12 protein-coding genes are annotated in these 13,239 nt (G+C 68.4%); 4 read left to right on the top strand and 8 right to left on the bottom strand.

The features are described 5' to 3' along the window. Positions 1-11: 11 nt before the first annotated feature. From AACH00_RS18630 to radA, 5 genes are all read right to left on the bottom strand, one after another. Positions 12-935 carry a branched-chain amino acid transaminase gene (locus tag AACH00_RS18630; protein WP_341400687.1) on the bottom strand — a complete coding sequence of 308 codons (924 nt, stop codon included), beginning with the start codon at positions 933-935 and terminating at the stop codon, positions 12-14. Positions 936-981: 46 nt separating this feature from the next. Then, positions 982-1,362: a hypothetical protein gene (locus AACH00_RS18625; RefSeq protein WP_341400686.1), complete on the bottom strand. Its 381-nt coding sequence runs from the start codon at positions 1,360-1,362 to the stop codon at positions 982-984. A gap of 84 nt (positions 1,363-1,446) precedes the next feature. Beyond that, positions 1,447-1,776, bottom strand: a complete 330-nt coding sequence (locus tag AACH00_RS18620; RefSeq protein ID WP_341400685.1) for an antibiotic biosynthesis monooxygenase family protein — start codon at positions 1,774-1,776, stop codon at positions 1,447-1,449. Positions 1,777-1,787: 11 nt separating this feature from the next. Beyond that, positions 1,788-3,209, bottom strand: a complete 1,422-nt coding sequence (locus AACH00_RS18615) for a trypsin-like peptidase domain-containing protein (RefSeq protein WP_341400684.1) — start codon at positions 3,207-3,209, stop codon at positions 1,788-1,790. A gap of 4 nt (positions 3,210-3,213) precedes the next feature. After that, the gene (radA, locus tag AACH00_RS18610; RefSeq protein ID WP_341400683.1) at positions 3,214-4,590 is read right to left on the bottom strand and encodes a DNA repair protein RadA; all 1,377 of its coding nucleotides are present in this window, start codon (positions 4,588-4,590) and stop codon (positions 3,214-3,216) included. 179 nt (positions 4,591-4,769) lie between these two features. Between radA and AACH00_RS18605 the strand changes: the two genes are divergently transcribed. Further along, a complete protein-coding gene (locus AACH00_RS18605) occupies positions 4,770-6,164 on the top strand; it encodes a right-handed parallel beta-helix repeat-containing protein (RefSeq protein ID WP_341400682.1) in 1,395 nt (464 codons plus the stop codon). 30 nt (positions 6,165-6,194) lie between these two features. Beyond that, the gene (gene rhtB / locus AACH00_RS18600) at positions 6,195-6,845 is read left to right on the top strand and encodes a homoserine/homoserine lactone efflux protein (protein WP_341400681.1); all 651 of its coding nucleotides are present in this window, start codon (positions 6,195-6,197) and stop codon (positions 6,843-6,845) included. A gap of 7 nt (positions 6,846-6,852) precedes the next feature. Here the strand turns inward: rhtB and AACH00_RS18595 are convergent, their stop codons facing one another. The 3 genes from AACH00_RS18595 to recG all read right to left on the bottom strand — a co-directional run bounded on the left by AACH00_RS18595 (position 6,853) and on the right by recG (position 11,661). Continuing rightward, positions 6,853-7,776 carry a hydrogen peroxide-inducible genes activator gene (locus tag AACH00_RS18595; RefSeq protein WP_341400680.1) on the bottom strand — a complete coding sequence of 308 codons (924 nt, stop codon included), beginning with the start codon at positions 7,774-7,776 and terminating at the stop codon, positions 6,853-6,855. A 48-nt stretch (positions 7,777-7,824) separates the two neighbouring features. Continuing rightward, positions 7,825-9,399: a M4 family metallopeptidase gene (locus AACH00_RS18590; RefSeq protein WP_341400679.1), complete on the bottom strand. Its 1,575-nt coding sequence runs from the start codon at positions 9,397-9,399 to the stop codon at positions 7,825-7,827. 129 nt (positions 9,400-9,528) lie between these two features. Then, on the bottom strand, positions 9,529-11,661 hold the full coding sequence (gene recG, locus AACH00_RS18585; protein WP_341400678.1) for an ATP-dependent DNA helicase RecG: 2,133 nt from the start codon (positions 11,659-11,661) through the stop codon (positions 9,529-9,531). 264 nt (positions 11,662-11,925) lie between these two features. Between recG and AACH00_RS18580 the strand changes: the two genes are divergently transcribed. Both AACH00_RS18580 and queA read left to right on the top strand, forming a co-directional pair. Further along, positions 11,926-12,081, top strand: coding sequence for a hypothetical protein (locus tag AACH00_RS18580; protein ID WP_341400677.1), 156 nt, complete (start codon positions 11,926-11,928; stop codon positions 12,079-12,081). Between the two features lie 69 nt (positions 12,082-12,150). Next, a complete protein-coding gene (gene queA, locus AACH00_RS18575; protein WP_341400676.1) occupies positions 12,151-13,239 on the top strand; it encodes a tRNA preQ1(34) S-adenosylmethionine ribosyltransferase-isomerase QueA in 1,089 nt (362 codons plus the stop codon).

Raw genomic sequence — 13,239 nt, 5'->3', positions numbered from 1 at the left:
TTGCGCGGGGGTCAGACCAGGGTCAGCCAGTGCGCGTATTTCTCGTTGCGGCCGTTGACGATGTCAAAGAACGCAGCCTGGATCTTTTCGGTGATCGGGCCGCGCGAGCCGCTGCCGATCTCGATGCGGTCGAGTTCGCGGATCGGCGTCACTTCAGCGGCGGTGCCGGTGAAGAAGGCCTCGTCGGCGATGTAGATCTCGTCGCGGGTGATGCGCTTCTGCACCAGCTCCAGCCCCAGGTCCTTGCAGATGTGGAAGATGGTGTTGCGGGTGATGCCGTTCAGGGCGCCAGCCGACAGGTCAGGCGTGTAGACCACGCCGTTCTTGATGACGAAGAGGTTCTCGCCCGCACCTTCCGACACGAAGCCGGACGCGTCGAGCAGCATGGCTTCGTCGTAGCCGTCGTCCGTGGCTTCCATGTTGGCCAGGATGGAGTTGGTGTAGTTGCTCACCGCCTTGGCCTGGGTCATCGTGATGTTGACGTGGTGGCGGGTGTAGCTGCTGATCTTCACGCGGATGCCGCGCTTCAGGCCTTCCTCGCCGAGGTACGCACCCCAGGCCCAGGCCGCCACCATCAGGTGGATCGTGTTGCCCTTGGGGCTGACGCCGAGCTTCTCGGAGCCGATCCAGGTCAGCGGACGCAGGTAGCAGCTCTCGAGCTTGTTCTCGCGGACCACCTGCTTCTGCGCTTCTTCGACCTGTTCCATCGTGAACGGGATCGTCATGCGCAGGATCTTGGCGCTGTTGAACAGGCGCTCGGTGTGCTCACGCAGGCGGAAGATCGCCGTGCCCTTGGCCGTGTTGTAGGCGCGCACGCCCTCGAAGGCGCCGCAGCCGTAGTGCAGCGTGTGGCTCAGCACATGGATCTTCGCGTCGCGCCAGTCCACCAGCTGCCCGTCCATCCAGATCTTGCCGTCGCGATCGTCCATGCCCATGGCGAATTCCTTGTTGATTGAGGTCGAAGAGCCAAAGAAATCGATTTTACGAGGTGGCGGCCCGAACCAGCTGCCAGCGGGCCAGCCGCCCCGCCTCGAAAACCAGCTCGACGCTGTCGCCGCTGGCGTCCTGCCAGGCCCAGGTCTCCGGATCGTCACTCACCTTGCGGCCCAGGCTGCCGGCCAGCGGCAGCACCTTGAGCATCGGCCAGCCCGCCTGCAGCTTGGCGTGGAACATCACCGCATTGGCCACGCTGCCCATCGGCGCGCCGCCCGCGTCCTTCATCACCCGCAGGCTGCGGCTGAACTGCAGCACCAGCCAGAACACCACCACCGTGGCCCCCAGCGCCAGCCCGGGCAAGCCGAATTGCCAGGCCGCCGTGACCATCGCCAGCAGCGCCAGCGCCCAACCCCATCGTGCATCCATTGCGTTCACCTGTCCAACATCCAGCGCCGGATTGTCTGCGAGGCGCGCCCGGGCCGGCTGCTGCCCGCTGTGCGTTCCGCCGTGTCAGTCATGCTGCCAGCTGTAGGCCCGCTCGACCCGCGCGATGCGCAGCTCGTAGGCGCTGTACCACTGCGCCCGCCCTTGATCGCGCGCCGCGGTGTGTTCAACGTCGCGGCGCCAGGCCGCAATGTCTTCCAGCGAGCGCCAGTACGACACGGTGATGCCCACGCCGTCCGCGCCGCGGCTGCTGTCGACACCCAGGTAACCGGGCTGCTGCGCTGCCAGCTCGGCCATGCGTTCAGCCATCGCGCCGTAGCCGGCATCGCCCTCGATGCGGTGGCTGACGAAGATCACCGCGTAATAGGGCGGCTCGGGCATCACGGGGGTCGTCATCGCGTTTCCTTTCAGTTGCGGCTGCACACCAGGCGCCGCGCCTCGCCGCTGTTGAGCACCATGCGGCCAGGTTTCAACTCTTCCACCTGAAAACTGGCCGTGGTGCCCGACATCAGGTGCAGCACCCCGTTCTGCAGCGCATACCGGCCGGCAAAGGGCTTGCCCTCGAAGGTGCCGGTGACGCGGCTCGAGGCTTCCAGCACCATGGTCAGGCCACGGCCGGTGATGGGGCCGTAGCACTGCCAGCTGCCCACCAGCAGGTTGACCGGGCTGTCGGGCTTGGCGGCGTCCGGCGTGTTGGCGCCGATCTGCATGGCCCGCGAGCGCTCACCACTGCCGAGCTGCGTGGCGCTCATGCGCTGGATCCAGGACACCGGCACCGCGAAGTTCAGGTTCTGCCCGCTGGTGGACTGGAAGGTGACCAGGCCCACCAGCTGACCGGTTTCATTGAACAAGCCACCGCCGCTGGAGCCGGGCGAGACCGGCGCCGTGGTCTGAATCACCTCGCCGTCCGGCGTGCTGCGCAGCGACGACACCAGGCCGTCGCTCAGCGTCAGGTCCAGGCCTTGCGGCGAGCCGATCGCAAACACCTTCTGGCCGACCCGCACCGGCTCGCTGCCGGCCAGCGTCACCGACGGCGCCGCCAGGCCAGGCACGCTGAGGCGGCACAGGTCGTGCTGCTCATCGGCCAGCTGCAGGCGGGCGTCGAATTCACCGCTGGCATGGCGCACCTTCAGCCGGTTGGAGCGGCGCACCACGTGGCAGTTCGTCAGCACCTCCTCGCGGCCCATGACGACGCCCGAGCCCAGCGAGCCGTCGCCCGCCTCACCGGCGGCATTGATGCGCACCACCGACGGCGCGACCGCGGCGAACAGCGCCTCCGGGCTCAGGGCGCCGGCTGCAGGTGCTGCCGCGAGGGCCGACTGCGTCTGTGCAGTGGGCATGGCGGGTGCGGTGGCGTCGCCGCCCACCTGCGTCAGCGCAGGCCGGGCGATGGCCGCGCCGCCTTGCCCAGCCGCCGCTTGCTGGGTGGCCAGTTCCGCCGCACGTTGGGCACCCTTGTGGGATTGGCGCCAGAACAGGCCAGCCGCCGCCAGCACCACAGCCGCGCCCACCCACCACCACAGCGGTGAGATGCCGGTGGGCTCGGCCACCGGCAGCTGCGCCCGCCTTGCGCGGCGCGCTGCAGTGGCGCCGGCCGTAGCCGTGGTTGCGGCCACGGCATCAGCCTGCTGCGCCAGGTGGTGCAGCGAGGCGTCATAAGCAGCGCGGCGCTGCGGGTGGCCCAGCGTGCTCCAGGCCTCGCGCAGCGCCAGGGCGCCCGCGCTGTCGTCGGGGGCCAGCAGCGCCCGACGGCGGTTCACGGCGTCACGGATGACCTCGGCGTCCGCGTCACGCGGCACGCCCAGCAGGGTATAGAGGGTCTTGCTCATGTCTTCAGTGGTTGGCGACCAGGTCACGCAGGGCATCGATGGCCTGCTCGATGCGTTCCACCGCATGGATGGTCAGCCCTTCGATCGGTTTCTTGGGCGCATTGGCTTTCGGCACGACGGCCACGCTGAAACCCAGCTTGGCGGCTTCCTTCAGGCGCTCCTGGCCGCGGGGCGCCGGGCGCACCTCGCCGGCCAGGCCCACCTCGCCAAAGGCGATGAAGCCGCGTGGCAGGGCCTTGCCGCGCAGCGAGCTTTGAATGGCCAGCAGGACGGCCAGGTCGGCCGCGGGCTCGCTGATGCGCACACCGCCCACCGCGTTGACAAACACGTCCTGGTCCATGCAGGCCACGCCGGCATGCCGGTGCAGCACAGCCAGCAGCATGGCCAGCCGGTCACGGTCAAGGCCCACGCTCAAGCGGCGCGGGCTGGGGCCACCGGCATCCACCAGCGCCTGAATCTCCACCAGCAGCGGGCGGGTGCCCTCCAGCGTCACCAGCACGCATGCGCCCGGCACCGGCTCGGCATGGGTCGAGAGAAAGATGGCGCTGGGGTTGCTGACACCCTTCAAGCCCTTTTCCGTCATCGCGAACACGCCGATCTCGTTCACCGCGCCAAAGCGGTTCTTGATGGCGCGCACCAGGCGGAAGCTGCTGTGGGTATCGCCCTCGAAATACAGCACCGTGTCGACGATGTGTTCCAGCACGCGCGGCCCGGCCAGCGCACCTTCCTTGGTCACGTGGCCCACCAGCACGATGGCGCAGCCACCGGCCTTGGCCGTGCGGGTGAGTTGCGCCGCGCATTCACGCACCTGTGCCACCGAGCCCGGGGCCGAGCTGAGCTGCTCGGAATACAGCGTCTGGATCGAATCGATCACGCAGAAAGCCGGCTGCTCGGCCTCGATGGTGGCGAGGATCTTCTCCAGGCTGATCTCGGCCAGCACCCGCACCGATGTACCGCTCAGCCCCAGACGCCGGGAGCGCAGGGCGACCTGTGCGGGGGATTCTTCACCTGTGACATAGAGCACCTTCACTCTGTTCGCCAGCGCATCGACCGCCTGGAGTAACAAAGTGCTCTTGCCGATACCCGGGTCGCCGCCGATCAGCACCACACCGCCTTCAACGATGCCGCCGCCCAGCACCCGGTCGAGCTCGTCGATGCCAGTGGGGGTGCGGTCGATGTCGGTGGCCTCGATCTCGCTCAGCGTGGTCACCGGCTGGCTTTTGGCCAAAGCCTGAAAACGGTTCTTTGCGGTGCCGGAAACAGGCTCTGCGACCCCTTCTTCGAGCGTATTCCACGCTTTGCAGTGCGGGCACTGGCCCAGCCAGCGCGGGCTGGTGCCGCCGCAGTCCTGGCAGGTGTAGACGGTTTTGGCTCGGGACATGGCGGCGCGGCCGCAAGCGGCCTTCAGGAATCGGGTTGGCGGTGATTCTCGCCGAGGTGTTGCAACACGCCTGACGTTTCCACACCGCTCCTTACAAGCGGTCGCTTCGGCCGGACCGGCGTGCCCCGATAACCCGGGCTGGCGGCCAACCCGGCCGCTCCAACCGGACCTTCACTGCCATGCACTTCCGCTTCACCACCACCATCCGTCCCGTGTTCATGGCCATCGCACTGCTCCTCTCAGGAGCGGCCTCGCACGGCCAGACCACCCCTGTCACGGTCGCCGTCGGCCCGGTCAACCCCATGCCCGCAGGCGCCATCCAGATCTCCCGGCTGATGGACGTCCCCTGGGCCAACCTGCCACCCGGCTCGGTGGTGCTGGTCGGCCCGGGCAACCAGCCCGGCCCGGTCACCATCACCTCCCAGGGCACGGCCGCGCAACCCATCACGGTGCGCGCCGCCCTGGCGACACAGCCGCCCATCATCGGCAGCGCCATCGACTTCCAGGGCGCCGCCTACGTGAAGCTGAAGAACATGGTGGTGGACGGCTCGCCGTGGGCCTCGGTCGTCGTGCGTCGCGGCAGCCATCACCTGACCATCGACCACAACACGCTGCGCAACTCCGACCAGGGTCTGTCGATCAGTGATGGCGCCGGCACCGGCCACCAGATCACGAACAACCTGATCGAGGGCCACCGCACCGGGGGCATCGGCATCGGCCTGGTGAATGCCTCGCCCACCGACCGCACCCGCATCGCCGGCAACCTGATCCGCAACAACGGCCACCACGGCATCGAGCTGAACGCCTCGAACTACCTGGTCGAATACAACACCACCACCGGCAACGGCATGGCCATCGGCGGCACCTCGGGCATCCACCTCTATGCCAAGGATGCGGCCGAGAACAGCGGCGATGACAACATCATTCGCTACAACTTTTCCTACGCCAACCACGACCGGATCGCCTATGACGGCAACGGCATCCAGATCGACCAGTGGTGCGACCGCAATGTGGTGGAGAACAACGTGGTCTGGGGCAACGACGGGGCCGGCATCATCGTCTTCGATGCCAGCGACAACCGGGTCGTCGGCAACACGGCCATCGGCAACATGCGCGACCCCAAGCGCGGCCTGTGGGGCGCGGGTGAGCTGATCGTCAGCACCTTCAGCCCGGCCGTGGACCGCACCCGCAACAACCTGATCGCCAACAACGTGCTGGTGTCGACGCGGGCCGATGTGCCGGCGCTGTTCGTGGACGCCGCCACGAACGACAACCCCAACACCATCGGGCCGAACTTCATGTCCAACCGCCAGGGCGGCTGGCTGCTGCAACGCGGCACCGGCATGACCCGCGTGGCGGCCGAGCTGGACGCGCTGGCCGGCACCACCGGCAACCTGGGCACGGCCGTGAGCTTCATGGATGAAGCGAACCCGCTGGGCCACGGCATGCGGCTGCAGCACACCCCGCCCGGCCTGGGCGTGCGACTGCCAGGCATGCACCGCGACATGATGGGCGGCGCACCGCTGAAGGGCTACAGCCTGTTCGGGGCCTATTACACTGCCCCAGGCCTCTGACTCAAAGCGCCCGCCCGGGCCACCCCCCCCATGGACTTTGCAACCTGGCTGCCCTTTTTCGTGACCACCCTGGTGGTCAGTCTCTCGCCCGGCCCGGGTGCGATTGCGGCCATGGGCGCAGGCCTGAACCACGGTTTCCGCCGTGGCCAGGCTGTCGCCTTCGGCCTGGCGGTGGGGGTGTGGACTCAGTTGCTGGTGGTCGGGGTGGGCCTGGGTGCGCTGCTGGCCACCAGTGAAACCGCGTTCACGGTGGTGAAGTGGCTGGGCGCGGCCTACCTGGTGTGGATGGGCATCCAGCAATGGCGCTCACCCGCCAGCCCGATCACGGCACAGGACGCCACCAGCACCGACGCTGATGCCCAGGCGCCAGGCAGCCACCGCAAGGCGCTGTTCCTGCGCGGGTGGACGGTGAACGCGCTGAACCCCAAGGGCACGGTCTTCCTGCTGGCGGTGCTGCCCCAGTTTGTCGACATGCACCAGCCGCTGCTGGCGCAGTACCTGACCATCGGCATCACCTTCGGCCTGATCGAATGCACCGTGATGACCGGCTATGTGGCGCTGGCCGCGCGCGTGCTGGGCCTGCTGCGCACGCCGCGCCAGATCAGCTGGCTGAACCGCACCTTCGGCAGCCTGTTCGTGGTGGCGGGTGTGGTGCTGGCCGGCTTCAAGCGCAGCACCTGAAGGCCGCTCAGGCGCTCAGGCGAACCACGCCCGGCAGCGCGCAGGCGTAGATGGCGTTGCGCAGCGCCGCGATGGCCTCGTAGCGGGTGAAGCTGCGCCGCCAGGCCAGCACCACCCGGCGCATCGGCACCGGTGCCTCGAAGGGCACATGCACCAGGTGGGGCTGCGGCGTGGCCGGCACCGACAGGCCCGGCACCACCGTGATGCCCATGCCCGAGGCCACCATGTGCTTGATGGTTTCGAGGGATGAGCCCTCAAAGCTCTTCTTGATGCCCTCGGTGTCACTGGAGAAGCGCGCGAACTCGGGGCAGACCTCGAGCACATGGTCGCGGAAGCAGTGCCCGGTGCCCAGCAGCAGCATGGTTTCCTGCTTCAGCTCCTGCGAGCTGATGTGGCTGCGCCCGGCCAGCGGATGGCTGGCGGGCATGGCCACCATGAAGGGCTCGTCGTAGAGCGGCGCCAGGGCCAGGCCGGTATCGGGGAAGGGCTCGGCCATGATGGCGCAGTCGATCTCGCCGGTGCGCAGCATGTCGAGCAGCTTCACGGTGAAGTTCTCCTGCAGCATCAGCGGCATCTGCGGCGTCTGCTCGATGGCGTTCTTCACCAGCTCGGGCAGCAGGTAGGGGCCGATCGTGTAAATGATGCCCAGGCGCAGCGGGCCGGCCAGGGGGTCCTTGCCACGCTTGGCGATTTCACGGATGCCCTGGGCCTGCTCGATGACGCTCTGGGCCTGGCGGACGATGGCCTCACCGAGCGGGGTCATCGAGACTTCGCTGGAACCGCGCTCGAAGATCTTCACGTCGAGCTCTTCTTCCAGCTTCTTGATGGCCACCGACAAGGTGGGCTGGGAAACGAAGCAGGCTTCTGCAGCGCGGCCGAAATGGCGCTCCCGCGCCACGGCCACGATGTATCGAAGTTCAGTCAGGGTCATGCCGCGATTGTGCAGACAATCGCGGCCCCTGGCTGAATCAGCCGACGATCACGGACGGTTGACGGCCGTCCAGGCGGCGGCCACGGCCAGCGCTTCGGTGGAGCCGGCGCCGTACAGGTCAACCGCGGCCTTCAGCGTGTCGGTGCGGGCCTTGGCGTAAGTTTCGCTGGCGGTCATGTAGACCGTCAGGGCCCGGTACCAGATCTTCGCGGCCTTGTCGCGGCCGATGCCGGTCAGGCTGCCCGAGCCCGTGGCCACGCGCGTGTCACCCGCCTGGCAGGTAGGCGAGGCCGGCAGGCCAGACGGTGCCGTGCCTTCGGCCAGCAGGAAGAAGAAGTGGTTGGCCACGCCCGACGAGTAATGCACGTCGATGTTGCCCACGCCCGAGTACCAGCAGTCGGCGGACGAGCCGTCGCGGCTCGGCTTGTTCATGTAACGCAGCGCCTTGCCGGCGGTCTTGGAGATTTCCTCGCCGATGTCGTAGTCACCCGGGTCATTGGCATTGGCCGCGTAGTACTCGACCATGGAGCCGAAGATGTCCGAGGTGCCTTCGTTCAGGCCACCCGACTCACCCGAGTAGATCAGGCCGGCGGTGCGCGATGTCACGCCGTGGGTCATTTCGTGGCCCGCCACATCCAGCGACACCAGCGGGTTGAAGAAGCTGCCGTCGCCGTAGGTCATGCAGAAGCAGGCGTCGCTCCAGAAGGCGTTGTCGTAGTTGCTGCTGTAGTGCACGCGGGAATAGGCGCCCTTGCCGTCGTTGGCAATGCCGCTGCGGCCCAGCACGTTGAGGTAGTAGTCCCAGGTGGTGTTCTGGCCGTAGGCGGCGTCGGCAGCAGCGGTCTGCTTGTCGGTCTTCAAGCCGTTGCCCCAGGCGTTGTTCGCATCCTTCATGACCTTGCCGCCGCTGGTGGCGTTGGCCATGTCCTTGACGGTGTGACCGCCGCGGGTCAGGTCTTCCAGGCTGTACTTGGTGCCCTTGTTGTTCAGGTTGCCGTGCAGCGGCACGACGCCGGAGTACAGCGTGCTGCCCGTGCCCACCGCGTCGGCGGTGTGGATGTCGTCCCAGCGGTCGATCAGCGCGCCGGTGCGGGCGTCGATCAGCAGGTGGGCTTCGCTCGGGGTGCCGTCGGCTCGCACGCCGTGCACCTGCACGTCCCAGGCCAGGCGCGCATCCGCGGTGCGGGCGTGGATCACCAGTTCCTTGCCGACGATCTGGCCGTCGAAATGACCAAACTTGGCCAGCGCTGACTTGGCGGCAGCATCGGCCTTCACGGTGGGCTTGACGCTCAGCGTCAGCACCTGGGCCTGCTGGCGGCTCACGTCGATCAGGCGGCCACCGGCAGCGCTGTGCACCACCACGTCACCACCGATCACGCGCAGACCCTGGTGGCTGCGGTTCAGGCGCACGTGCTCGGTACCGTCGGCATCAACCACGAGGTCCACGGGGGAGAAGGCGTCGGCGCTGCTGACGCGCGCATCAGACGATGCAGCGGCACTCAACTGGGCCAGTGCACGCTGCACGGCAGGGTGGTCGTCGGCGGGCTTGGCAGCCAGCGCCAGGCCTGAGGTACAGGCCAGCAGAGCAGCCAGGGCCGCAGCGCGAAGAGGAAAGCGGGTCATGGTCAGGTTCCTTGTGGGTGTGATCCGCGGCCAGTATCCAGAGCCGTCGGGGCGCCTCACATCCCCTGCTCATGGGAGCACAAACCCGAACCCTGAGTGGCAGCACCCGACAAGGCCGCCAATGCTCGATCAGGCCTTCAGGAACTCGGCCCGCGCACCCAGCCAGCGCGCCACCTGCGCCTTCGCTGCCCCCGGATGGGCATCGAGCAGGCGCGGCGCCACCTCGCGGGCCAGCTCCAGCAGGCCGCTGTCCTCGGCCAGATCGGAAAAACGCAGCAGGGCATCGCCCGACTGCCGGGCACCCATGAACTCGCCGGGGCCGCGGATGTCGAGGTCGCGCCGGGCAATCTCGAAGCCGTCGTTGGTTTCCGCCATCGCCTTCAGGCGCTGCTTGCCGGTTTCCGACAGCGGGTTGGAGAACATCAGAACGCACACGCTGGCCACCGCGCCGCGCCCCACCCGGCCGCGCAGCTGGTGCAACTGGGCCAGGCCGAAACGCTCGGCGTGCTCGATCACCATCAGGCTGGCGTTGGGCACGTCCACGCCCACCTCGATCACCGTGGTGGCCACCAGCACACCCATCTGCCCGCCGCTGAACTGGGCCATCACCGCTGCCTTCTCGGCCGGCGGCATGCGGCCGTGCAGCAGGCCCACCCCCACTTCGGGCAGCGCCGCCGTGAGGTCGGCATGGGTCTGCGTCGCATTGCTCAGCTCCGACAAGGGCTTGCCGCGGCCGTCGCCCTCGGATTCACTTTCCTCGATCAGCGGGCAGACCCAGTACACCTGCCGGCCTTTCACCACCTCGTCGCGGATGCGCTCGATGACCTCCAGCCGGCGGCTCTCGGCAATCAGCTTGGTGACGATGGGCGTGCGGCCGGGCGGCAGCTCGTCGATGGTCGAGACCTCCAGGTCGGCGTAGTAAGTCATCGCCAGGGTGCGCGGGATGGGCGTGGCGCTCATCATCAGCAGGTGCGGCTCCATCTGCAGGCCGCCGGTGGCTTCACCGGCCTGCAGCTTGTGGCGCAGCGTCAGCCGCTGGGCCACGCCGAAGCGGTGCTGCTCGTCGACGATGGCCAGACCCAGCTTGGCGAAGTGCACATCGTCCTGGATGACCGCGTGCGTGCCCACCACCAGCCCGGCCTCGCCGCTGGCGACTTTGTCGAGCATGGCCTGGCGGGCCTTGCCCTTGCGGCGGCCGGTGAGCCAGGCGACCGTCACGCCCAGCGGCTCCAGCCATTGCACGAGCTTGGCAAAGTGCTGCTCGGCCAGGATTTCGGTCGGCGCCATCAGCGCGCACTGCCAGCCGGCGTCCATCGCAACGGCGGCGGCCAGCGCAGCCACCACGGTCTTGCCGGCGCCCACATCGCCTTGCAGCAGGCGGTGCATCGGCTGGTCAATCGCCAGATCGGCCGCGATCTCGTCGCCCACGCGCTGCTGCGCGCCGGTCAGGCCCCAGGGCAAGGCGGCCAGCAGCTGGTCGTGCAGACCGCCGCCCCGCCGCGTCAGCACCGGCGCCTTGAGCCGGGCACGCTCGCGGCGCGACTGCATCTGCGAGAGCTGCTGCGCCAGCAATTCCTCGTACTTCAGGCGCTGCCAAGCGGGGTGGCTCTGGTCTTCCAGCGTGGCCAGCCCGGCGCTGGCCGGCGGCTGATGCAGGAAAAACAGCGCTTCACGCAGCGAGGGCAGCCCGGCCGGCACGGCGTCGCGCGGCAGAACTTCCGACAGATCGGCCCGCCGCAGCCCCGCCGCCACCGCCTTGCGCAGATACACCTGCGGCAGCTGCGCACTGGCCGGGTAGACCGGCGTGAGCTCGGTGGCCAGCGGCGTGTCTTCGCCCACGCCTCGGAACTGCGGGTGCACCATCTCGCGGCCGAAAAAGCCGCCGCGCACCTCGCCCCGCACGCGCACGCGCTGCCCGGCGGCCAGCGCCTTCTGGTGCGAGGGATAGAAGTTCACGAAACGCAGCACCAGCTCGTCGCCGGCATCGTCCTGCAGATGGGCCACCAGCTGCCGGCGCGGGCGGAACTCCACCCGGCAATCGGTGACCGTGCCTTCCACCTGCGCGCTGCGCCCGGCTTGCGCCTCGGCGATGGGCACCAGGCGGGTTTCGTCCTCGTAGCGCATCGGCAGGTGCAGCGCCAGCGCGATGGGCGTGGTCAGCCCCAGCCGGTCCAGCGCCTTGGCCGGCGCCGAACGGGCAGCGCCGGCCGACTTGGCGGCGGGCGTTTCAGCGGCGGTGGCGGTGCGTTTGACGGCGGGCATGGGTGCATTCTCGCCGCGCCTCCGTGGCTTGAAGCGCACTGCGCCCGGGCAGTTTCAATCGTGACCAACTTGGCAGGCGATGAGAGCCCCGTGGACGGCCCGCCACATCTGCTGACAGACATTGCCAAAACTCGCGAACCACCACTTGAAAGCCTCGTGTCAGAAGAGACAATCAGCGCGATGCCTCGGGTGTGTGCCGGCTTGTTGCCACGCCGCCCAAGGTTGCCGTCCGTCCTGTCGTGATTCCTCTTCTGCCCTTCTGCCATGCGCATCGTTGCCCGTTTGTTGACCCTGATGGCCCTGGTGCTCGGTTTGAGCGTCGCCTTCGCCTGGGCCTGGGACCGCTCTGACCGCCAGCAGCTGCCCGGCAGCGCCCAGAACCCCGCCACCACGGCCACCGCGGCTGCACCAATGCGCTGAGCACGGGCTTGCAGCCCGTGGAACAATCACGGGCTGTATCCACTTGAAGGCCGGTGAAGCCTGCAAGCCATGACCTCTGCCCTGACGCCGTCGTTCACCCTGAACGACTTTGACTTCGAGCTGCCGCCAGAACTGATCGCGCAGCACCCGGCCACCGAACGCAGCGGCTCCCGCCTGCTGGATGGCCGCGGCAATCAACCCCACGATCTCGTCTTTCGCAGCCTGCCCGACTTGCTGCAGCCCGGCGACCTGCTGGTGTTCAACGACACCCGGGTGCTGAAGGCTCGCTTGCACGGTGAAAAGCAGACCGGCGGCTCGGTCGAGGCGCTGATCGAGCGCGTGCTGCCCCGCCAGGGCAACGACGCCGGCGAGATGCTCGCCCACATCCGCGCCAGCAAATCGCCCAAGCCCGGCAGCACTGTGCGCCTGGGCACCGACGGCCCCGAGCCCTTCGAGGCGCTGGTGCTGGGCCGCGGCGGCCCCGACGGCTCGCTGTTCCACCTGCAGGTGGCCGGTGACCCCTTCGCGCTGCTGGAGCGCTGCGGCCATGTGCCGCTGCCGCCTTACATCAGCCACGACGACGCCCCGGAAGACGCCGAGCGCTACCAGACCGTGTTCGCCCGCACCCCCGGTGCCGTGGCGGCCCCGACGGCGGCGCTGCATTTCGACGAAGCCCTGCTGGCCCGACTGGCCGAGCGCGGCATCGGCACGGCGCGTGTCACGCTGCACGTGGGTGCCGGCACCTTCCAGCCGGTGCGCACCGAGAACCTGGCTGAGCACAAGATGCACAGTGAATGGTTCGAGGTGGGCCAGGAGACGGTCGACGCCATCCGGGCCACGCGGGCTGCCGGCGGTCGCATCGTGTCGGTGGGCACGACCACGCTGCGCGCGCTTGAATCAGCTGCCGTGCAGACCGCCTCCCGCGAGGGGCTGGACCGCCCGTGCAGCGGCGAAACCGACATCTTCATCACCCCCGGTTTCCGGTTCAAGGTGGTGGACACGCTGGTGACCAACTTCCACCTGCCCAAGAGCACGCTGATGATGCTGGTGAGCGCCTTCACCGGGCATGCCCATGTGATGGGCCTGTACCGGCATGCCATCGAGGCCCGCTACCGCTTCTTCAGCTACGGCGACGCGATGCTGCTGCAGCGCCGCTGA

This window comes from Ideonella margarita (assembly GCF_038066635.1).
GTDB classification, from domain to species: Bacteria; Pseudomonadota; Gammaproteobacteria; order Burkholderiales; family Burkholderiaceae_C; genus Ideonella; species Ideonella margarita.
The sequence above is the reverse complement of the archived record's forward strand: the minus strand, read 5'-3'. Positions and strand labels throughout refer to the sequence as shown.

Bases quoted from the DNA above. Each gene is read 5' to 3' on its own strand.
- AACH00_RS18590 (WP_341400679.1), bottom strand. From the start codon at position 9,399: ATGACCCGCTTTCCTCTTCGCGCTGCGGCCCTGGCTGCTCTGCTGGCC.
- AACH00_RS18625 (WP_341400686.1), bottom strand. From the start codon at position 1,362: ATGGATGCACGATGGGGTTGGGCGCTGGCGCTGCTGGCGATGGTCACG.
- rhtB (WP_341400681.1), top strand. From the start codon at position 6,195: ATGGACTTTGCAACCTGGCTGCCCTTTTTCGTGACCACCCTGGTGGTC.
- recG (WP_341400678.1), bottom strand. From the start codon at position 11,661: ATGCCCGCCGTCAAACGCACCGCCACCGCCGCTGAAACGCCCGCCGCC.
- AACH00_RS18605 (WP_341400682.1), top strand. From the start codon at position 4,770: ATGCACTTCCGCTTCACCACCACCATCCGTCCCGTGTTCATGGCCATC.
- AACH00_RS18615 (WP_341400684.1), bottom strand. From the start codon at position 3,209: ATGAGCAAGACCCTCTATACCCTGCTGGGCGTGCCGCGTGACGCGGAC.
- AACH00_RS18630 (WP_341400687.1), bottom strand. From the start codon at position 935: ATGGGCATGGACGATCGCGACGGCAAGATCTGGATGGACGGGCAGCTG.
- AACH00_RS18620 (WP_341400685.1), bottom strand. From the start codon at position 1,776: ATGACGACCCCCGTGATGCCCGAGCCGCCCTATTACGCGGTGATCTTC.
- queA (WP_341400676.1), top strand. From the start codon at position 12,151: ATGACCTCTGCCCTGACGCCGTCGTTCACCCTGAACGACTTTGACTTC.
- AACH00_RS18595 (WP_341400680.1), bottom strand. From the start codon at position 7,776: ATGACCCTGACTGAACTTCGATACATCGTGGCCGTGGCGCGGGAGCGC.
- AACH00_RS18580 (WP_341400677.1), top strand. From the start codon at position 11,926: ATGCGCATCGTTGCCCGTTTGTTGACCCTGATGGCCCTGGTGCTCGGT.
- radA (WP_341400683.1), bottom strand. From the start codon at position 4,590: ATGTCCCGAGCCAAAACCGTCTACACCTGCCAGGACTGCGGCGGCACC.